Here is a 21,373-nt window from a genome sequence, read left to right on the forward strand (position 1 = left end):
TTGAATATTGACCCACCTCGGCGGAGGGTCTGGAATGAACCCCATGGGTTGGACAGTTGACAACCAGGACGATGGAGGCAGTTTCCGGCGTATGGTACGAGCAGCTACCTGCTACGCTGGCGACTGCTGCAGATTTGCCGGTCTGGTCTGGACTCCGGCTCAGATGCCAGGCACGCGTCGAAGTTGGCCATAGCTAACTATGCTTTCGAATTGCTCGCGCAGCGCTTTTGCGAAACTCGGAACCCTTATCAGCACCCCGACCTCAATATTTCGTTCTTGGGCGGCCTCTGTGAAATTTGCCGAGGTGATGAAGGCTTCTTCATCATCCACGACCACGCACTTCGCATGCAGAGCAGACTTGCCTCCGGCCTCGGCTGAAAGACCGCGCGGATCGTAGAACACTTCCGGCTTTCGACTTCCCGGCCAATCGTTCTCAAGAAACGTCTTCGCGAAGCCGGCGAGTAGCTCGGCTTCGGATCTTTGATCTTGATAAGTACGTTGAATATTCAGGAACATTCGGGCGCGGAGTCCCGATATCTGATCCATTCGGTCCGCGAGCTCCTTGAAGATCACGTGACCCTGGTAGACCGCGTAGCTGGCGACTAGCACGGCCCTTTGCGCCTTCGCGAACATCCCACGCACGACTACGCCGGTTTCTCTGGTTTCGGAGCGCATGGTTTCTGGACCGCTCCAGACCAGCTCGATGTGCCTTTCCGGCGAATCGGTCCTTTCCCGTTCTGCAGTGATTGCGTCAAGCACGTACGCAATATGCGCTGCTCCCATTCCTGATCGAAACAGGTTCCCAAACTCGGCGCTGATTTCCGTGTCGTTCGGTCCGGCCAGATAGTCGCGCAATGCGATAGGGCTGTATGGTGCTGTCAAACGTCCGCTTCGAAGCGCCTCCGACAGCGCCACTATCGCCGCCGTCGAAAGCTTAGTCAGGGATGACTTCACGCAGTTTCCTCGCGAAAGAACTCGGCTCCCAATCCTTCGACAGTTGGGACAACTAGCGCTCGATCGAGATATTCGTTGCGTCGTTCGCAGGAGGTTTCGGCGATTAGCAGACATCCGTGACACGCCGCACCGTGCAGGAAGCGTTCTTCTTGCCTATTATCCGGACCGTGCTGAGCGCACACGGGATCGTTCGAGCAGAGTCGGCCGAGCTCAAGTGCGGTTCGAAGATGCTCTTCGATTCTCCGCCCCACGGCTGCGAGTCCGCCAAGCGTTCCTTCGGCATCGGGGCTCCCTGTATAGAGTAATATTCCGCTGCCAGCGTCGCTCACGTATATGCGTTCGCGAATCGAGCTGGCAGCGTATCCACACTCGAGAGACACGGCGGTGATCAGTAGATGTGCGAGCGAGTGAAGTAGAACATAAGTGGCACCCAAGAAGACGGCCTGACTCAGTGGATTCTTCCGTTGCCATGCCGTGAATCCCTGATTCAATTGCGTTTCGCGCTTTTGAACGGGAGCTAACTTTCTCCATTTCGCGATTGCATCTTGCTTCAGAACAATGAAGACACCCTCCCCGCGGTTCTCCACTGCTGGTAACCACGAAATGTCAGTGGCGAGTTCGGCGCGCCGGACACCGAGATCGAGTTCGCCGTCGATGTCCGTGATGGCGGCTTCAAAGCGTGTGAATCCCACTTGAGCGACAACTTCGCGCATACGATGGACGAGCACGACGCGCTCCACCTTCGCCATCGGTCCCTTTCGCCGTTCGTCGAGTGACACCCTCCGTGCGTAGAAGTCTCCTTCCGGCACATCACTGCCGATTTCCTGTTCTGCCGAGAGGAGCGTTTCCAATTCGACCTGTTTGATGCTCTTGGAAGGTTCGTAAACACCGCCCTTGTGTCGTTTTATTTCCTTCAGCACCGCTTCCTCAGACAGTCCCTCCAAAGCCGCCGCAACTTTCGCCTTCTTGCGTTCGCGCAAGAGATCGGCAGCATTTTCGACGTAAAGTAGAAAGTCCTCCCAGATCGGGGCGACGGCCTTCCGCACGCGTTCGTCCTGATCCGGAATCGAAATCACGCTCAGCAGCTGAGGGAAATATGAATTGCTCGCTGATCGAATCAGTAAACGGTTGGCGAGATTTGGACCATCATCGCCACCGCATTTTTCCTGAGAGGCGGGGCCAAGCCACGGCCTTTGACCCCTGCAGAAGCCAAGTGGCGTCGGACGCTCAGCCGTGCGTTGCGTATGAACAAGCGATCGCTTCTGACCGCATTCGCAGCGAATTGAGATATCTCCCAGATCGCCACTCGTCCCGATTTCATCCATCCAAAGTTGCCGTCGGCAGTCGCCTTTCGCTTCGTGGGTGAAGTCATGCCAGTTGATGTCGCCGATATGGCCGTTTGAACACGCTTGTACGAATCGAATGGGGATCACTCGATATGTTTTACGATCATTTCCGAGATATTTGCCTGATCTCAGCGCCTGGCGATGCACCATGGGTCGAGAGCGAAAGCCGTCGCGTCGTATCTCGTCTCCTTGCGCGATGAACCATTCCGGAAACTGCCATGCAGTGACTCCGGTACGCGGCGCGCTTGCGTCGCCGGAATCTATCGGCGGCGCAAACAACTTGATCGCGGGAATATTCAGGAGCGTCTGGATCTTGTTCTCAAGCCGTTCCTCATGAACCTGATGCCCGGCACCGCGCCAGTGCTCGAGGCCGCCGATGATTACCGCGTGGTCGGGCAAATCGACCATCGCTCCCGGTCCGAAGGTAGTGACGATTTGGCTCTGCCTAATCTGGCCGTGAGGTCGAGCTTGAGTCCTCATACTTCCTCACCCTCGACATCGATTCCGTCGAGTCTGCGCACCCAGAGATTCACATTGGGCTCGACATCACGCATCGATCGCTGCGCCTTGAATTTTCGCGCGCCCGGAGGTTGCCGATCAAGTTCGGGATCGAGGGGATCGAAGAGAAGAGGTGGGGCGCCTCCAACTTCCTTTTGATATTGCAGTCCGGAGCCGACGCTCTGCTTGGCGTGTGCGATCTTTTCCCACTCATCCAACAAATCGTTTACGCGCCCAGCGAGCTTGCTACGCAACTCGGTCGTATCGTCTTTGCTGTGTTTTTCGGCGCGCTCAATGATTGTCTTTGAAACCAAGTCCAATCGCGCTCTTTCCTTCAAGATTGCGATACTATTCTTCGGCGCAGTTAGCGCACCGAGTCCATGGCGCGCAAGGGACACGATCACTGCGGCCAGGCCGCGATCAATAGCGCGCGGTGAGAACGGCGTTACGCTGGTAGCCTCGACGTTACGATAAAACGACGCGTGATAGGCCTCGAATCGCTCATAGTGTGATCGATCGCGCGGCCGGTGAATATTCAAGAGCGTAACGATTAGGCCGGGATGGTTGTCGTTGCGCCCAACGCGGCTGGTCGCCTGTATATACTCCGCGGTGGTCTTCGGTTGACCGAGCACTACCATCAGACCCAGCCGTGATATATCGAGTCCGACCGAGATCATATTGGTGGCAATCGCAACGTCGACGCGTTCTTTGTCGCGGAAGGCGAGTGCAAGCCTGCGTTTGGCGTTTGCAACCTTGTCTGTGCTCTCCCGAGAGGTGAGTTCAACTACGTCTTCAGCGATCTTGCGGTCCGCGAATAGTCCTTCCTCTTCTCCTACCCGCTTACGTGACCCGTAGCTCTGAAGTCGCGAATTGACTTCGTCTTCAATAATTCTGCGGCTACCACCGAGTTCGCGCAGACTTCCGAAATACCCGAGCAACGTCATGTACGGATCGGCGGGATTCTCCAAATTGCGATCAGCGCCCTCGGCTGCGTACATTCGCTGAGCCGCGGCCAACAGCGCCAGATATGATCTGAGCAGGACAACCTTGAGACTTCGGCCCTGTGCTGCAATGCCAGCATAAAGTCGAGGGTTTCGCTCCGAAGCGGGAACTGTGAGCGCAAAGAACGAGTCGCGCCGGTCGATTCCAGGTGCTGGAAATACCTCGACGCCGGAGCGCGCAAACAACGCTCGCACCTGCGCATCTGCGCGTCGGACAGTCGCAGTCGACGCTACAATCTTGGGCCCAATTCTCCTCCCAGAGATCTCGCGCGTGCAGAGTGCGTCCACCGCGGTCTCGTACAAACCCGCCATCGTACCCAACGGACCCGAAATCAAATGAAGCTCGTCCTGGATAATCAGATCGGGAGGAAGTAAAGGTTTTTCGAGGGCCGCGCCAACGTTCGGATCGCACGGGCCATAAAACCCTTCCTTGTCGTAGCGATCCACTTTCCCGAAGAGCGCGCCGGTTTGGCCAACCCAAGGCAGCGCCGCAAATTTATCAACCGTGGCAACGATAAAGCATGGAATCCTTCGATAGATCGGCTCATCGACGGCAACGATCGGGAGCGCGCGATCTCCTTTGAATTCGCAGTCGCGATTCACACAGACGATCTTAAGATCGCGCGGCTGATCTTGGTTGGGCTTTAGGAAAAACGATCTGCGGGTGAACTTCTGTCCACACCAGGGACAATTCTCCAAAGGAATCGGCGATGGCTTGTGATCGTCGTTTTGGAAAGCGATTGTTCGGGCGCGCGCTGTATTCTGATCAGTGTCGCCCTTACGTCCCATTCGGTTCGGCGTAGCCGCCATCCCGACCCAAAGTCCAATCTCGAACGGAACAGTTCCTAGCTTGCTGACGTCTTTTTCCCGTTCCAGCTCCAGGGCGCAGATCATTGTTGCCGCTCTTCCAAGTTGCTCGAGCGTGAGCAGGCGGAGCGTGTAGCGCATCAGAACACTCACGCCTGCGGATGAAATGCCGGGATTTCGGAGCCGTCTGAGCGCGAGCGTGAATGCTGCCAGCCCCAGGCAAGCCTCGGTCTTGCCACCACCGGTGGGAAAGAACAGCAGGTCGACGAGCTGGCGATCGCTATGGAGCGGATCTGCGATCCCGGGAAGATTCATCAGGATGAAAGCGAGCTGGAATGGGCGCCATGCCGCGGTTGGCGCGCTGCGATCCCCAGCTTGAATCGCGCGTTGGTGAATCGCCTGCGCGATCGCTCGATTGGCGATTCGGAATGCGTCGAGGATCATCGGGTCCTCCAGCGCAGCAATTCCAGCTTCGATCCTGCCTTTGGCGAATTGGGCGCGACCGACTAGGTATTCGGCGACGGTCTTTCGGCGCCGGTCGGATTGAACCGCAGCGCGCTGCTTCTCGATCCACTGTCCGTATTCAGTTGGTAGTGCCGCCAGTTTCGAACGCATTGTCGAAGCATCAGACACGGTACCTAGCGCCTGCATAGAGAGTTCGACGCCCTTTGCCTCCCCTGGTTCGATTTTTTCGACCGCAGCGCAGGGTATCCATTCGGTCCTGACCTCTCGACAGTCACCGCCGGAATCGGCGGTCGCCGAGGTGGCAACGCCGTGACCGACGGCAAACTCGAAGCAATCGCGGTACTGCAAATCGGCAATCTGTTCGTCGGTGTCATCAGTCGACGCGACCAAGCCGCGCAGGTTCGGGCGCGGGACGAATGACGACTCGATCGTGAGAATAAGCCGCGCCTGGAAGATGTACGCCTCGTCCCGAGCGGCGTCAGGCTTCGGCCGGCGATAGTTGACCAGGAACACCGATACCGAACGCGTGCCTGGAGGAACCAGCTCGGGCGGCAACCCTCTGTTATCCACTGGAGGAACGTTTCGTACCGAGGTTACGAGTTTCAGGCCTTCGCTTTCAGGAACGTCTTTGCTCTGGGGTTTCTCGGAAGCTATCGGAACAGGGAATCTAAAAAGCGGAGCAGGGAATTAAATTTCCCTGATCCGCCAATGATCAGGGATCAATTTTTGCCGACAAATTGCGAAATTGCTCATCGCGCGTCAATCGACTAGGTTGGACAAGAAAACGGATTCAGCCAATCTGCACGTTGCATGTGGACCGCAGCCTGAGGGGGTAAAAGGACAATCGACGTCTTTGATCTGGATCGCGCATTGGTTCAGGATTACGAACGCTTTGCGCGGTCATTCACCCAAATACGTGCGGCTGACATTCGGGCCCAAGTTGAGGCCATTTACGCTAGTAGACGCTTTTGGCCAGAGCCTCTAGTCAGTATCAATCCTAATTTCGAGCGCGACATTGCAATCGACACACTGGTCGCGGACGGCTCTCTGCATCCGAGTACAGGCCAAGTATTTCGGATTGCTGACCAACCAATCACTCTTTATCGCCACCAGTCGCAGGCGCTCGCGAAGGCATCCGCGCGGCAGAGTTTTGTCGTCACGACTGGAACTGGATCCGGTAAATCGCTCTGCTTCTTCGTTCCCATTATCGACCTTGCGATACGAGCTAGGCTAGCCGGTGAGGCTCCACGGACGCGGGCGATCGTGATTTATCCGATGAACGCTCTCGCCAACAGCCAAATAGAAGAGCTGAGGAAGTTCGTCAATCAGTCCGATTTGCCGGAACGGCTTCGGCCAACATTCGAACGATATACCGGCCAAGAAGGGGCCGACGAGAGAGAGCGAATTCGAGAACTCTGCCCCGACATTCTATTGACCAACTTCATGATGCTGGAACTGCTGATGACGCGGCAGAACAGCCTCGATCAGGCGGTCATCAGCAACGCGAAGGACCTCGACTTTATCGTCCTCGATGAGTTGCATACCTATCGCGGCCGTCAAGGCGCCGACGTGGCAATGCTGGTTCGGCGGCTTCGGGACCGTCTGTGCCGAGATAGAGTACCGATCTGCATCGGCACATCCGCCACGATGGCAAGCGATGACGCGACCAACGATCCTGCGGCAGCGGTCGCGATCGTTGCCTCACGCCTGTTCGGAACTCAGATCACCAGCGACGCTGTAATTGGTGAGAGCCTCGAACGAGCGACCGATCCCGCGATGAACGTGAAATCGCTCGGGGGTAAGCTCGGCGCCGCGATCGACGACGAGATCCCCGTTTCTCTCTCCGACGCTGAGCTCCGGTCGCATCCGCTCGCAGTCTGGATCGAGCTCGAAATTGGGCTCGAAGATGGCCAACGCCTCCGTCGACATCCGCCCATCACCCTAAAAGGCGCAGCGCAGAAACTGGCCGCCCAGACCGGCCGCGATCCGGAGCGCTGTCAGTCGCAGATTCAGGCGATGCTGATCCTCATGAACAAGCCCGCGAGCGAGCGAGGTGGGACGAGTGATCGCGCGTTCATGGCCTTCAAACTGCATCAATTCTTTTGCGGTGCCGGTCGCCTCTACTCGACTCTTCGAGAACCCACCCGCCGCCGCGTCACACTCGATGGTCAACTTTTTGATCCGGAAGAGAAAGAAACTCGACTCTATCCGACTTTCTTCTGCCGGAACTGCGGGCAAGAGCATCATCCAATCGTTCTGAGCGACCAAGACGGGAGACGCCGAGCTCTTCCCAGGCCGATCGACGAACCGCCACTCGATAACGAAGATCGGGCCGAGCAGGCCGGCTATTTGATGCCCGAGCCGTTGGCAGACACGGAATTCACTTTCGACGGTACTCCTGAGCAATACCCCGATGATTGGATAGACCCGGCTGGCCGTATCAAGAGCAACCTGCGTCCTTTTGCCCCGCAGCCCGTAGTTATTGATGAGAGTGGTGTAATCGGCATGCGGGGGCGCAAAGCATGGTTCTTACCAGGAAAGTTCCGTTTCTGCCCCGCCTGTAAGGATCAACCCGCGGGGCAAGCGCGAGAAATCAACAAGTTGGCGGGTCTTTCGGCCGAAGGCCGAAGTTCTGCCACGACGCTCCTGGTTTCAAGTACGCTCCGCTGGATGAACGCGCCCAGCAGCGGGTTCCGCATCGACAAGCGCAAGGTGCTTGGCTTCACAGACAATCGACAGGATGCCGCACTTCAGGCGGGTCACTTCAATGATTTTCTATTCGTAGCGCAGTTGCGCGCGGCGATTCTCGCGGCCGTCATCGCTGCAGGGCCTGATGGGCTCGCAGATGACGAATTCGGTCGGAAGATCCAGGCAGCGCTAGGCTTCACGGCAGCCAATCGATCCCGCCGCAGCGAATGGATGCTTGATCCCGAGATAAAAGGGGCCGGACAAGTCGCCGCAGAACGGACACTGTCACGAGTCTTTGCCTATAGGGTCTGGGCCGATCAGCGCCGAGGCTGGCGCTTCACCAATCCCAATCTCGAAGAGTTGGGGTTAGTCCACGCTGAGTATCTTTCGCTCGACGATTTGGCAGCAGACGACAATGCATTCGTCGAGGCACCGCCGGAGCTTAAGCATGCCGACCCTGCCACGCGCAGACAGGCTCTCTTCATTCTCCTGGAGACGATGCGCCGTGGACTGGCCGTCACGGCTGATGCTCTTGACCCGACTACGGTCGAGGCCACCGCGAATGCTGCGCGCCAAAGCTTGCGTGAGCCTTGGTCAATCTCGCATCAGGAAAATCAGCGCAGTGCTTCAGCTCTCATAGTCGACGCCCCGAAAAAAGCTGATGCGGGGCTGCGAGGTGAGCCTCTGATCCTTCGGGCTGGCCCGCGCAGTAGCCTTGCGCGTCGACTGGGCCACCCAACGCTCTGGAAGAAAAGACTTGATGGTAAGACATACCTAACTGTCTTGAAGTCTCTACTCGCGGCAGCGGCTGACTACCAGTTAGTCCGCTCAGTCACAACCAGTTTTGATGTCGATGGATGGCGCCTTGCAGCCAATGCCATCCGATTGGTGAGTGGCGAGGGACGAAATGATTCGAAAGCGCCCAATCCCTATTTCGTCGATCTATATCGCGCACTAGCTAAGACCCTGTCCGAGGGCGGGGCGGGCCTGTTCGGACTAGAAAGCCGAGCCCACACAGCCCAGGTCGAGCAGACGCAACGCCAATGGCGCGAATGGCGGTTCCGCTGGGGCGATGACGACAAGCTGAAAATAGCTGAGGCTAAGGATGACATGCGCCAGGCTGGCGAGCCCGATGTCTTCCTGCCCGCTCTGTTCTGTTCACCAACGATGGAGTTAGGCGTTGATATCTCGGCACTGAACGCGGTTTATCTGCGCAACGTGCCGCCGACCCCCGCCAATTACGCGCAGCGTTCGGGCCGTGCCGGTCGGTCCGGACAGGCTGCGCTCGTCATCACATACTGTGCAGCGCAAAGCCCGCATGATCAGTACTACTTTGAGAAACCGGAGCGGATGGTCAATGGATATGTTCGGCTGCCCGCAATTGAACTTGCCAACCGCGATCTCATTGAAGCTCATCTTCACGCCGTATGGCTGGCCGAGACTGGCAAGGAATTGTCGGCTGACATCCCACATGTCCTTGATCTCGCAGATGAAGCTTTACCTGTGCAGAAAGATATCACGATGGCACTTGGCAATTCGGAAGTGTCGACGCGCGCCGTTAAGCGAATGGAGCGAATCCTCACAAGCATCAGCACCGAGCTGACACCGCAAGCCGCGCCGTGGGCATTAGATCGGGAGGTTCATCAAAACCTGCCCGAAATTCCGCTGCTGCTAGAAGTCATGCGCAAGAGAGCGAACGAACGTGTGGCAGCCGCGGCCGACCTTCCTGCCGAAGAGAATGCCGAACTGACCACCGGACGCGAGGAATTCAAAACTGCCCAGTCGGAATGGATGCGTCTCGACGGTGAGCGCATCCGCGTCGAAACGGCGATCCCGATCGAGGAACGCGTTTTGAGCGAGATCCAAGGGGAGCTGCCCGCTCTCTCATTCTCGAAAACAGAGGCGGAAAGTCCCATTTGCCCAGTATGCGAAGTACCCATCGATCGAGTGTTAGCGGAAGGATGCAAACTATCACATAAAATACCGGATATTGCCGCTTGCCAGCGGCGCTGGGCTCAGCGCCAAGCTGATTTTCAACAACAGAGTAAGCGATTGCAGAACCTCGGCCGAGAACGAACGCAGCTTATTCAGCAAACGGCGCACGCTAAGCAAAAGTTGGATCCGTTAGCGAACAGTGTCTTGGCCATAGAAAAGGCGCGCGATTTCCGAGGAGCTGCGTGGTACTCGGCGCGTAGACTCCAGGACGATATCGAACAACTCTCTGATCGGATCAGCGCCCAAGATTCGGCTACCAAAACCCCGCGCGAACTGGCTACAAAGATCGAAGCGGAACGAGTCAGGCTTACTGCCTTTCGAGACGAGCAGGCGCGAGCGTTCGGCCGATTGAGTCAGAAATTCGACTCAATTGTTCGACGCCTGCTCGGTCAAGATGCCAAAGGTAGTATCGTACTCTCCGGCGCTGGCATTGAGCTTTCGATAGACCTTGGAGGAGATCGAGCTACAGCAGCAATTGACTCGCTGAAGGTTCTGGCCTTCGACCTCGCTGCACTATGCCTCAGCATCGAAGGGGCAACGCGAGTTCCGGCTTTCTTGCTGCACGATAGCCCAAGAGAGGCCGACCTCGGTCTTAGTATCTATTATGAGTTGTTTCGAATGGTTCGAGAGCTTGAAGGGTCGGCAGAGCACCCGCTGTTTCAATACATCGTGACCACCACGACGGAGCCGCCGGATACATTCAAAACTGACCCCCGGCTTCGTCTCGTCATCCGCGGTGCGCCGGCAGAAGAGCGCTTGCTGAGGATGAATCTTTGACATGATCCAACCTGAAGACCCGCCCGGCTTCATTGTGCGCACGGAGGCGCAGAAGGCCGCATCGAACAATGGCTATCGGTTGATTCGTGGAATCGAAGGCGGCTGGTTATGCTTTGCTTCAACGACAGCAAAGGGCCAGGTCTGGATCGCCAGCGTTTCTAAGAGCGGGCCCTGGCTATTGTCCATCGGTCGTCCTGAAGTCGGTGCCGAAATCGAGCTTCCATCGACATCAGCAACTATAGGACCCGGTGCGGTCACCTTCGTTTTCGACAATCTCGAAGGGCTCTACGGTGCTCTGGACCGAGTATATCGCCTCGGCCTAAGCCTTCCCGACGTACCCTTCGCGAACTTTCGTGCTGCTGTGCAGAACCTCTCGCGCGCCACCGAAATCGAGCGGCTCGTCATACAGCGCATAGGACAGGACGTGTTTCGCCAAGCACTAATGAACTACTGGGGCGGGCGATGTCCCCTCTCAGGAATCACCGACACGGCATTGCTCCGCGCGTCACACATCGTCCCGTGGGCTGAGTGTGCAACAGACGAACAACGACTGGATGTTCATAACGGACTTCTGCTCTCCGCACTTTGGGATTCCGCATTCGATGCCGGATTAATCACATTCGAGGACGACGGCTTAGTGCTTTTTTCTCCTGAGCTGAGCGCAGAAGCATGCTCCGGGCTAGGCTTGGCCAAGGAGCCCAAGCTTAGTGGTCTCACGTCCGCTCACAGGTTAAACTTGAAATGGCATCGCGCCCGTTATGCGCCGAGAGACGGCTGGATGACGCCAACGGGCGCGACAGGTATGTAGCGATTCCGGGCCTGATTCGACTTCCGTCGCGCGCCCAGCTGGGCTTCCAAAAGGCAACGACAATGTTTGAGATCGACCGGGTCCGAATTGGTCTACCACTGCCTTAAACAAAAGGGGCCGAACCCTTTCGAGCCCCGGCCCCTCATCTCAGCTAGGGTCAAATTATTCCTTTACCTTCGCCTTCCTCGTCTGTCCGGCCGAGCCATAGCGTTTACTGAAACATTTGCGGCATCGGCGATCCCGCCGCTTGATGAAGCTCGGAGCTAGGTCGTCGCTCCCGCAATAGCGGCAAACTAACTTGTCTGATTTCGACTTGCTACTTGTCTTCTTTCGGAGAAGCTGCGCGGGCTTGGCCTTTCTCGGGGTAGCCTTCTTCCTCACCAGTTTCTTAGCGTCTCTTCGCACCGCTTCCTTCTCATCATTCCCTGCCTTGGATCGCGACCGTTCGATCAGTTGTTGATGCCCGCTTCCGTTCGCCAATTTCGCGTCTTCCATGTTCTCTAAGTCTCCTAAGCCTTAACGGCTGGCGGGATGTTTGCTCTGTTGCGAGCGTGAAGCGAGTGATTCTTGGCACTCTCTAACGTCATTCGTTCAGAAAGTAAGAAGCCGGCTATTGGCGCGGATCGAGGGCCACGATCGGGGCGATTGGAAGGCGAATGGGGGTGCAGACCAAGACCTAGTCCGTCCGCCAAGTTAAAATCGCGCACGAACCGCCAATTGTGCGGACAATAGCTAACTCCATGGAGAACCCACCGATTGGCTGCCCATGGCCAAAAGCGCAGTCAATTTGAATTCTTCGGCGACTTTCGGCACTGCGCCGCAAATTTGCCGAACCTGCGTGGGTGTTTGTCGCTCGAATCCTCCGCGCAAGGACTGGCTCCCTGCCGCGAAACGAGCAATGTGTGTCTCTGTCCGCTCGGGAGGTGGACAGAGCATGAACCACGGATTTTATGGCGGCGAAACCGCAAAGATCTCAAGCGAGATCGACGCCCTGTTCGATCTGAGGGTAAGCGAACTGAAAGTAAGATGGCGATCCGTATACGGCACGGAACCGCCGCCGCGCAGCAGCAAGAAACTGCTCATCTCGGCAATTGCTTATCGTATGCAGGAGCGAGCGTTCGGTGGGCTCAAGCCGTCGGTACGCCGCTTGCTCGAGCGCGTGTCCGAGGAAGAAGCCGGCCGCCGGATTTTACGTACCCGGCCTGTTACAAGCACCTCAGCCGGCATGGTTCTGATCCGCGATTGGCAGGGCAAAAGCCACCACGTCACCGTGCTCGAACGAGGTGTTCTATACCGCAAAAAGAATTACCGTTCGCTCTCACAAGTTGCTCGGGTCATTACCGGCTGCCGATGGTCAGGACCTCTCTTCTTTGGTTTGAAAGGTCGGGCGAAGGAGGGGGCTAGTGGAACCCGCTAAATCTTCGGTTCAACGTTGCGCGGTGTATACCCGAAAATCTTCAGAGGAAGGCCTCGAGCAGGATTTCAATTCGCTGCAGGCTCAGCGTGAAGCCTGCGAAGCGTTCATCAAGAGCCAGGCAGGTGAGGGTTGGCGTCTGGTCAAGACCGCGTACGATGACGGTGGCATTTCCGGCGGCACTATGGAGCGCCCCGCTTTGCAGCGCCTTCTGTCCGATATCGACGAAGGCCGGATCGATGTCGTGGTGGTTTACAAGGTCGACCGGCTAACCCGTTCGCTGGCGGACTTCGCCAAAATCGTGGAGATCTTTGATGCTCACCACGTTTCGTTCGTCTCGATCACTCAGCAATTCAATACCACCACTTCGATGGGCCGTCTCACACTGAATGTCCTGCTCTCGTTTGCGCAATTTGAGCGAGAGGTAACCGGGGAGCGGATCCGCGACAAGATTGCTGCCTCCAAGAAGAAGGGCATGTGGATGGGGGGCCTCTGCTGCCTCGGTTACGACATCCGCGATCGCCGGCTGGTGGTCAATCAGGAAGAATCGAAGCTCGTTAAGCAGATCTATAAACGATACCTCGAACTCGGCAGCGTCCGTCTTCTGAAACAAGATCTGGATCGGCGCGGGATCGTTTCGAAGATTCGCGTATCGAAGAACGGCACACGCTCGGGAGGCCGATCTTTTTCTCGCGGCGCCCTTTACGAGTTGCTCGCGAACCCGATCTACGTCGGTGAGATCCGTCACAAGGAGATTCGTCATCCAGGGCAGCACGAAGCCATCGTGGATCGACAAGTCTGGGAAGAGGTTCAGAGACAGCTTCGCGACCAAGCTGCTCGAGACGGTACTCCAAAAATCAAAGCCGCTACTAACGTTTTGGCCGGCAAGTTGTTCGATGAGAACGGCGATCCGCTGTACTCGACGGCGGCGAAGGGCCGCCATGGTGGTCGTTACCGGTATTATGTTTCCAGGGAGCTGATAAGAAGCGGCGGCTCCTCGGTAGGAAAGGAGAAGGGTTGGCGATTGGCTGCACCGGAGCTGGAGCAAAGTGTTGTTGTGTCGGTTCAGAAGATCCTTAGCGACCACGCAGGCATTGCGACCACGTTGCAGGAAGCCGGCGTATCGTCAGCCGAGATTAATTCAGTTCTCAAAGCGGACGAAGCCAAGAGCGCGTTGCTGGAATCAGAGCCTCAAGCGGCGCCCACCATCGTTGAACTCGTTAGACGAGTCGATCTCAGAAAGGATGGCATGGAAATATCGATGAATCTCGAATCGCTACTCCCGCGCGATTCGGGCATCCGGCAATCGTCTTCGTTGACGTTAACTCGATTCGTACCTCTGGAAATGAAACGACGCGGAGTCGCGATGCGGCTGGTGATCGGCGGCGGTGTTTCGACCCGCAAGACCGATCCGACTCTTCTGAAAGCGGTCGCGCGAGGACGCAAGTGGTTCAACGAACTCGTCTCGGGTCGCGCAGTATTCACGCGGGAGATCGCAGAGCGAGAAGGGGTAAACGAACGTTTTGTAAGGCGTTTAATGCACCTTGCGTTCCTTTCACCTGCGATTGTTCAGGCGATCGCCGAGGGTCGTCATCCGGCAGATCTCACTTGTGAGGCACTTAGCCGCGGCATCGACATTCCCGTCGAGTGGACCAAGCAACTTGCGGCGCTCGGCTTCGATTGAGCCTTCAGGAGGCTTACTGGGTCACAAATTTTGATAGGCTACTGGCCTAGGATTCCTCTTCCTCCATTTTTCGCGCCATAGGATCTTGTCGCAATTGGCATGCGAATATTGAGCACCACTCAATTGAGTGGTATTACTACTCGACCACTGATGGAGGCGCTCACGACGATTCAGAGAAGGGTGTTGGAAGCCCTCCGCCGACACGCGGACCAAGGCGACCCCGCGCCAACCTATCGCGAGCTTTGCGCTGAGTTTAAGTGGGCGTCGACCGGCACGGTCCGCGACCATCTGCGTGCCCTGGTACGCAAGGGATACCTGGAACTTACTGGCAGACATCGTGAACTTCGGTTGCGGGAAGAGCGTCCGCCGATTGCTCGCGTGCCACTCGTGGGTCGCGTGGTCCCGGGTGTACCAGTGATCTCTGACGAGCACACTGGCCAACGCATTCCGGTTCCCTTGGCTTGGACGAGAAAAGGGACGTTTTTCGCCCTCCGTGTTGCCGGTGATAGCATGCGGGATGCGGGAATATTCGAGGGCGATCAAGTCGTCGTGCGCCAGCAATCAGTCGCGGTCGATGGTGACGTGGTCATCGCCACTCTTGAGAGCGAGACGACCATCAAACGATTGCGGATTAATAAGAGCCGCGTGATGCTCGTCGCTGAGAATCCTCAATATCGATCCATCGAAGTGAGAACCCCAGAGGCGACTATCCAAGGTGTGGTCGTCGGACTGATGCGTGCGTACCACGAGAGCGGCGCAACCGCCCATCCATCGACGCGTCGAACTGCGCGAAGAATCGCCCCTGGGAGGTGCCTAAGCGTGAGCCAGAAAAAACGCAGGGAGCATCTCGGCAAAAGCCATCTGTTTGGCGGGAGCAGGACGACCGCGAAACTTGATGTGGTCGCAGAATACCTAGCTGCTTATACGACAGCGCTGAAGAATACGCCCTTTCTGAAGGGTTACATCGATGCATTCGCGGGCACAGGCTACCGCGAGGCTAGGCCTGAGAGCGAGACCGGGTTGTCGTCACAATCGTTGCTGTTTCCCGATCTCGCGGAGCCGGAACCGCAGGATTTGCTGGAAGGCTCAGCCGTCCGAGCGCTGAAAACAGATCCCCGATTCGATAGCTACGTTTTTATCGAGCGGAGTCCGGCACGGTGCAAGCAGCTTGAAGACCTCAGGTCGCAGTTCCCACACCTTGCAAGTGCAATCCAGATCCGCGAGGGCGAAGCTAACCTGGAAATCCAGGCGCTATGCAGCAAGAACTGGAGCTCGCATCGCGCCGTTCTTTTCCTCGATCCGTACGGGATGCAGGTGGAGTGGAAGACGATTGATGCGATCGCCAAAACGAAAGCTATCGACCTCTGGGTGCTGTTCCCGCTTGGCATCGGCGTGAACCGCCTGCTGACGAAGTCGGGCGGCATACCGGAATCATGGAAAAGACGCCTCGATCTGTTGCTTGGGACTGAGGACTGGTACGAGGAGTTCTACCGGGTTGAGAGCACGCCCACGCTTTTTGGGAAACCCGAGGAGCAAGTTGTAAAGGCGACGATAGACACGGTCGGGCAATACTTCATTAGGCGCCTCAAGACGGTATTCGCCGGCGTTGCAGACGAGCCAAAGGTCTTGCTGAATTCAGCGAACTGCCCTCTCTACCTCCTATGTTTCGCAGCAAGTAATTCAAATGGCGCAAACATTGCTCTGAAGATCGCAAATCATTTGTTGAAGAAGGTGGTGCTGTAATGGCTCGTGGCTCTGGAATCGAGTGGACGGAGTCCACTTGGAACCCGGTTACAGGATGCACAAAGCTCAGTCCAGGCTGCAAATTTTGTTACGCTGAGCGCATGGCGGAGCGCCTACAGGCTATGGGACAAGAGAACTACCGCAATGGATTCCGGCTGACGCTCCAACCGCACATGCTCGACGTGCCACTCCGATGGAAGAAGCCCCAAATTATATTTGTAAACTCGATGAGCGATCTTTTTCACAAAGACGTCCCGCTCGACTACATCCGACGCATCTTCGAGATCATGCGCAGAGCGCACTGGCACCGGTTCCAAGTCTTGACGAAAAGATCGGAACGTCTCGCCGAACTCGATTCCAAGCTTGAGTGGGCGCCGAACATTTGGATGGGAGTGAGCGTAGAGAGCGAGAACTATCGTTCACGAATCCATGACCTTCGCCAGACGCGGGCGCTGCTGAAATTCCTATCACTGGAACCACTTCTAGGTCCACTACATAACCTCGATCTCCGCGGCATCGATTGGGTCATCGTAGGTGGCGAGTCTGGCTTCAGTGCTCGTGCTTTGGATCCTGCCTGGGCAACCGACCTGCGCGATCAATGCCGGAACGCCAATGTACCATTCTTCTTCAAGCAATGGGGCGGGAAGAACAAGAAGCAGGCTGGCAGAGTTCTCGACGGACAGATCTGGGATCAGATGCCTGTCAATCGATTTGCCAACCAAAGGACCAACGCGCGCGGCTAATTTAGAAGCAAATAAGAATCAAACGCTGTTGCGTCTGTTTGGCGACAGAGACGAAAACGCCTGCGGCCGAATGACGTTGCCGATCAAAGACATAAGGCTGCGTATACCGCGCCATATCCAGCAAGTAGGCGCGAATTTCTGTAGCCAATGCGGATCGCCGCTTGGCGAGCGACCAGATTGAGGCGCGATCGCGTTCGAGATAGCATTTCTGCGAGTCAAAAGATGCCGCTTTGCATTTACACTCGACCATCCGGATTCTGCGATGGTAGCGCACCCTTCGATCGCCGCGGCGAACACTGGTTCTCGCGAGGCTTGGGCAAATTCCGCGGCTTTCGTGAACTCAAAGAGAAAGTCTGCAAAGCTTGCAACAACCGCTTCGGGACCGAACTAGAGGATGTATTTCTTCATTGTGGTCCAGAAGCGCTCTTTCGCGAGATCGCAGGCGGCAATCTAGGGCGCGAAACGCATGAAAAGCACAACATCTTCGCGCGAGGAGCCAAGAAGCATCCGCCCGTTCAAGTGCTCGGCGAGGACCCCGATGCAAAACGCGCCATTATGTTGGAAGTCGGGTCCAACAGCGAGGCCAAGCCGCAGCGTCAGGTTGTGATCATCGGACAGCAAGGCGAAGTCGAGCTCATCCGGCTTGGCGCGGAAGCGTGCAGGTTTCCCCCGCACGTGCCAGGACTGCTTAGAGAGAGGCACGAGACGGGATACAGAGTGGAGCAGTTCTTTGGCGATTCCGACGAAGATCTTCGCCTGAGCGACGCTATGTGTTCGGAGATATTCGGCAGGAGGCCCGTTGTCTTTCGGAGTGGTGAACCCGGGCAAATCATACGTGCGCGTTCAGCGTTCCAGCTCACGTCGACCTACTTCAGGGCTATAGCCAAAATAGGCTTTCATGCTTTTCTGCACTTCTATCCAAACTTTACGGGGTTTGAGCCGGAATTCAATGCGATCAAGCAGTTCATCTACAATGGCGAAGAGCCGAACTCCCATGTATTGGCGAGCCCCGACTTGATAATCCGCTCGGGGGAGTTCAAAGCTCCGGCGCATGCCGTCGCGTGCGATTGGAACCAGCATTCCCTTGAAGCGCGGATACAGCTTTTTGCGGGTCTTGAGAGCGGAATGCAAGTGGTAGCGGGGACAGAGGGTGGCCATGAGATTGCGACTCGCCAGGGCGACCTCGTTTGGGCGGTACGACTTGGAGCGAACCCATCTCGGCTCGTGTTCGAGGATCGTCGTGGTGTTGTGTTGAGCTACTTCAAGCAACAGGAGCGCGGGTTTCACGGCGAAACGATAGAGCTGCGGTCCGGAAAAGCACTTCCGATCGCGCGGCTACTTGGTGCCATGTGAATCGAACCGTGCGTTGGTACCAGCTTGATCGGAAGCGCGACAATCGCGACCCTCGGATCCTTGGCGCTGGCTGCCACAGCTTTCGCGCAATCGCCGAAGCTGCGTTGGTGGCCAATCAAAGGCCCGCAAATGCAACGATTGCCACAAGTGCGAGCAGTTTCCACCAGCGATGTACGCGGCGGCGGCCAAGTATCACTATCAACTGCCCCCTGTGGCGCTTGGCCGCAGTGCAACTCATCGTGCGCGCTGTGGAAGTTTCACATCAATGGTTACCACCAGCCGTATGAGTCGGACGAGGCGACGCCGGCTATGGGGCCGAATCGCTGGCTTTCGGAATAAGGGGCCATGCCGGCCGAACTCGACAAAATTAAGGAAAGACTGCGTTTGGCGACCCGTGAGCACAAAGCTCTCCTAGTAGGTCAGGAAGATGAAATAAAAAGGATTCTAGAATCGGATTCCCACTATGTGTCGAGGGAAAGGGAATCGAACCGCCAAGCCGTGGAGACTCGGATCGCCGAACTACAAGGCCTTCTAGAGACCTGCAAGCCCTTTGTCATTCGAATCAAGTCGCTAGTTCCGAACATATCGGACGAGACGATCGAAGCCGCCTGTTACCTATTGTTCTGCCAAGTGGTCCAGCATTTTGAGGCCTTATTCGTTCTGGCTGCCAGAGGATTGAGCATCCCAGCGGGAGAAATGCTCCGAGCAATTGATGAGGCGCTCGGCTTGATACTGCTCTTCCTTGTAGAGGGCCAAGACCACCCAAATCTCAAGAAATGGTTCGAAGGTGAGACGATCCCGAATAGTAGGGCTCGAAAGGCTGCACACCGCTTCTTCAATGAAGGTCGAAGCGAGGTGTGGCCCGTGGAGGAAACTCAAGCTGGGATCTACGCTGCGCTCTCGAAGTACAGTCACGTATCGTATGCTGCCGTGCTGGAATCGATAGACGTGTACGCAAGGGACTTTGATTGGTATCGAGTCGCAGGATTCAATTACGCAAATTTTGGGAGCCTTCTCTTCGCGCAAGAAATGCTTCGTGCGACTATCACACACTTGAAGCAGTTTTACCGGTTTCACCTTGGCGATGAGGAGTCGTTCCGGGAGCTGGAGCGAATTCGCACCAACGCTGCCTGAATTCGCCGAAGCAGCGCCCTGGCGGCGCTCGGGGCCGCGTCGGGTGCCGGCGCGTACACCATCACGGCCACGTCGTCGGGATCGCGGACGGCGGCACGCTCACCGTGCTCGACGCAAGCAAGACGCGTGAACGCTCCTGTGGATGAAACTGCGGAACCGGCAGGCAAGTCCCGAGCCCGCATTCCGTGATAAAATTGCTGGCATCCCACCAAAGGAAAAAACGAAAAGTATGAAGACGTGTCCTGTATGCCTTGGTCAGGCTCAGATACCGGTGAATTCCAACATTTCGAGCGTCAAATTGGTTGAGTGCTCTGGTTGCGGCCAATTCGCGCTTAACGCCGAAGCCGAAGCTGACCTGAACGCCAAGCCTGAGGCACGAGCCCTTGTGAGCCATCGAATCAGGCTCGCAAACGAACGAAAAGAAGAAATCGATATCGACGCCCCGATGCTGCGGGCGATGATCGACTCCTACCAGCTTCCATCTATTTCGAAAACAGAAAGACAGTTTCATTCGCTGGCTCGGAGGCGAACTTCTGCGGATGGGACAACCTCACGAGAAAATGAACGTGAAAGAACCTCGCAAGGTCTCTGCGCTCATCGGAGCTGCTCCGCCGATAGCGAAGGGCGGATTGATGTACGTTATGAATGCTGTTGCCGACGAAGGGTACATTAGGCCGGCGTTTGTCGAACCAGGGCACGTTGCCCCCAGGCTGACCCAATACTCAGATCATTTCGAAATGACGTCCAAAGGCTGGGAACGTTACGAAGTACTCACCAAACCCAAGCCGTCCGCTGTACCGTATTCTCCCCGTGAAGTGCCTATGGCGATCGATTTCTTGAACTCAGTTTGGAAAGAAAAAAATGGCGAGCCGCTCATGGAGATCCGATCTGTCGAGATAATCGCGTCTTTGGGGTTCCCGTGCGCCGACTATGACGAGTTTAGTTCGCGGCTCGGTGACCTTGGTGATCTGCTGAGATGGATTGACGTTCGCGATGACCAGCTACCAAGCGATACCAAGATCAAACGGGCGGAGAAACTGAATAGGCTCCAAGCCTTTCTCCGATCGATTGCTTTTGAGAAGGATAGCGATGACGTAGTCCGGGCGATTGGCGCGCTGAAAGACCTCGTCATAGTTCGAAACCGTCTGACGCACAAAGGCAGCCCTGAACTGATCAGTGCCTTAGCTCGGCTTGGAATTGATTTTCCGATTGAGGACTACGCCTTGGCATGGGACACCATTCGGGGAAAGGCTGCCGAGTCTCTCAACCTCATACGCAAGATCGTGCAGGCTATCGATTGACGAAAGAGCATTGCGTCAACCATTCGGGCGGGTAAAAAAACTAGGGCTCGGCCCTCACAATCGTCTCGACAGGTATCTCGAGCACGTTGATCAGCGGGCCAGTGCGGCGGACCGCCCTGGGACCGGTCTGCTCGTGATAGCCGACCTGCCCGTTGCATCGGGCGGTAGCAAGAAACTCGTCAGGTATGCCCGTCGCCGGCACCTTCCGAACGTTGCCGTCACGGCCGCAGGGTCAATCACAGCAAGCGCCGCATAAGTAACGATCAACCACCACCAGAACCCGGATAAGACTGCTCGCTGCTCGACGACGTTAGATGTTCGCTGCAATGGCGAGGGGGAGATCCCCGTTGCACTCCCCCTGTCAGAAGCCACCCCACGATTCCCTCCGCCCCTCCAACTGATGCATTTCTGCTCCGGCCGAGTGATGCAGTTTTACTCCGGCGTTGACAGCCCAATTGAGGCGTTCGAAGATACGAGGCAGAGACGCCTTTCGAGCAATCCTGTGCGGGTATTTTCTCGCGGTGATGGAGTACATACGAGGCCTAGACCGAAGCATAGCCGCAGAACAACGTACAGCCGAGCAGGAACATGAGCTCCGCAAGCGCAGTTTTGAGTGACAAGCCAGCGTAAAGATCAGTTGGACGGCGGCAATCCGAACTAGC

The 21,373-nt window shown here is 56.6% G+C and carries 14 protein-coding genes and 1 pseudogene; 9 read left to right on the forward strand and 6 right to left on the reverse strand.

Translation table 11 applies throughout. From position 1 onward, the window contains the following. Window positions 1-159: 159 nt before the first annotated feature. From drmC to drmA, 3 genes and pseudogenes are all read right to left on the reverse strand, one after another. Window positions 160-954, reverse strand: a complete 795-nt coding sequence (gene drmC / locus Q7S58_RS01650; protein WP_304820129.1) for a DISARM system phospholipase D-like protein DrmC — start codon at window positions 952-954, stop codon at window positions 160-162. Next, window positions 951-2,780 carry a DUF1998 domain-containing protein gene (drmB, locus tag Q7S58_RS01655; RefSeq protein ID WP_304820131.1) on the reverse strand — a complete coding sequence of 610 codons (1,830 nt, stop codon included), beginning with the start codon at window positions 2,778-2,780 and terminating at the stop codon, window positions 951-953. The genes drmC and drmB overlap by 4 nt, the downstream gene beginning before the upstream one ends. After that, window positions 2,777-5,719 (reverse strand): annotated as a pseudogene (gene drmA, locus Q7S58_RS01660) (DISARM system helicase DrmA); the annotation flags it as partial. The gene drmB and the pseudogene drmA, both read right to left, overlap by 4 nt. A gap of 222 nt (window positions 5,720-5,941) precedes the next feature. Here drmA and Q7S58_RS01665 point away from each other — a divergent pair. Both Q7S58_RS01665 and Q7S58_RS01670 read left to right on the forward strand, forming a co-directional pair. Next, window positions 5,942-10,531, forward strand: coding sequence for a DEAD/DEAH box helicase (locus Q7S58_RS01665; RefSeq protein WP_304820135.1), 4,590 nt, complete (start codon window positions 5,942-5,944; stop codon window positions 10,529-10,531). A gap of 1 nt (window position 10,532) precedes the next feature. Then, window positions 10,533-11,339 (forward strand): HNH endonuclease, encoded by an 807-nt coding sequence (locus tag Q7S58_RS01670; RefSeq protein WP_304820138.1) that lies wholly within the window; start codon window positions 10,533-10,535, stop codon window positions 11,337-11,339. A gap of 162 nt (window positions 11,340-11,501) precedes the next feature. Here the strand turns inward: Q7S58_RS01670 and Q7S58_RS01675 are convergent, their stop codons facing one another. After that, window positions 11,502-11,834 (reverse strand): hypothetical protein, encoded by a 333-nt coding sequence (locus Q7S58_RS01675; RefSeq protein WP_304820141.1) that lies wholly within the window; start codon window positions 11,832-11,834, stop codon window positions 11,502-11,504. Between the two features lie 439 nt (window positions 11,835-12,273). Between Q7S58_RS01675 and Q7S58_RS01680 the strand changes: the two genes are divergently transcribed. From Q7S58_RS01680 to Q7S58_RS01705, 6 genes are all read left to right on the forward strand, one after another. Continuing rightward, window positions 12,274-12,756, forward strand: coding sequence for a DUF2924 domain-containing protein (locus tag Q7S58_RS01680; protein WP_304820143.1), 483 nt, complete (start codon window positions 12,274-12,276; stop codon window positions 12,754-12,756). Further along, window positions 12,743-14,437 carry a recombinase family protein gene (locus Q7S58_RS01685; protein WP_304820145.1) on the forward strand — a complete coding sequence of 565 codons (1,695 nt, stop codon included), beginning with the start codon at window positions 12,743-12,745 and terminating at the stop codon, window positions 14,435-14,437. The genes Q7S58_RS01680 and Q7S58_RS01685 overlap by 14 nt, the downstream gene beginning before the upstream one ends. 150 nt (window positions 14,438-14,587) lie before the next feature. Beyond that, window positions 14,588-16,180, forward strand: coding sequence for a transcriptional repressor LexA (gene lexA, locus Q7S58_RS01690; RefSeq protein ID WP_304820147.1), 1,593 nt, complete (start codon window positions 14,588-14,590; stop codon window positions 16,178-16,180). Continuing rightward, window positions 16,180-16,923: a DUF5131 family protein gene (locus Q7S58_RS01695; protein WP_304820149.1), complete on the forward strand. Its 744-nt coding sequence runs from the start codon at window positions 16,180-16,182 to the stop codon at window positions 16,921-16,923. Before lexA ends, Q7S58_RS01695 begins: the two co-directional genes overlap by 1 nt. Before the next feature lie 312 nt (window positions 16,924-17,235). Then, a complete protein-coding gene (locus Q7S58_RS01700) occupies window positions 17,236-18,276 on the forward strand; it encodes a hypothetical protein (RefSeq protein WP_304820151.1) in 1,041 nt (346 codons plus the stop codon). A gap of 345 nt (window positions 18,277-18,621) precedes the next feature. Next, window positions 18,622-19,410, forward strand: a complete 789-nt coding sequence (locus tag Q7S58_RS01705) for a hypothetical protein (protein ID WP_304820153.1) — start codon at window positions 18,622-18,624, stop codon at window positions 19,408-19,410. A 61-nt stretch (window positions 19,411-19,471) separates the two neighbouring features. Here Q7S58_RS01705 and Q7S58_RS01710 read toward each other — a convergent pair whose 3' ends face one another. After that, window positions 19,472-19,804, reverse strand: a complete 333-nt coding sequence (locus Q7S58_RS01710) for a hypothetical protein (protein WP_304820155.1) — start codon at window positions 19,802-19,804, stop codon at window positions 19,472-19,474. Between the two features lie 166 nt (window positions 19,805-19,970). On the opposite strand from Q7S58_RS01710, the gene Q7S58_RS01715 reads away from it, so the two are divergent. After that, the gene (locus tag Q7S58_RS01715; RefSeq protein WP_304820156.1) at window positions 19,971-20,711 is read left to right on the forward strand and encodes a hypothetical protein; all 741 of its coding nucleotides are present in this window, start codon (window positions 19,971-19,973) and stop codon (window positions 20,709-20,711) included. A gap of 40 nt (window positions 20,712-20,751) precedes the next feature. On the opposite strand, the gene Q7S58_RS01720 is transcribed toward Q7S58_RS01715, so the two are convergent. Next, window positions 20,752-20,913: a hypothetical protein gene (locus tag Q7S58_RS01720; protein WP_304820158.1), complete on the reverse strand. Its 162-nt coding sequence runs from the start codon at window positions 20,911-20,913 to the stop codon at window positions 20,752-20,754. Window positions 20,914-21,373: the final 460 nt, after the last annotated feature.

This window comes from Candidatus Binatus sp., from assembly GCF_030646925.1.
Lineage (GTDB): Bacteria > Desulfobacterota > Binatia > Binatales > Binataceae > Binatus.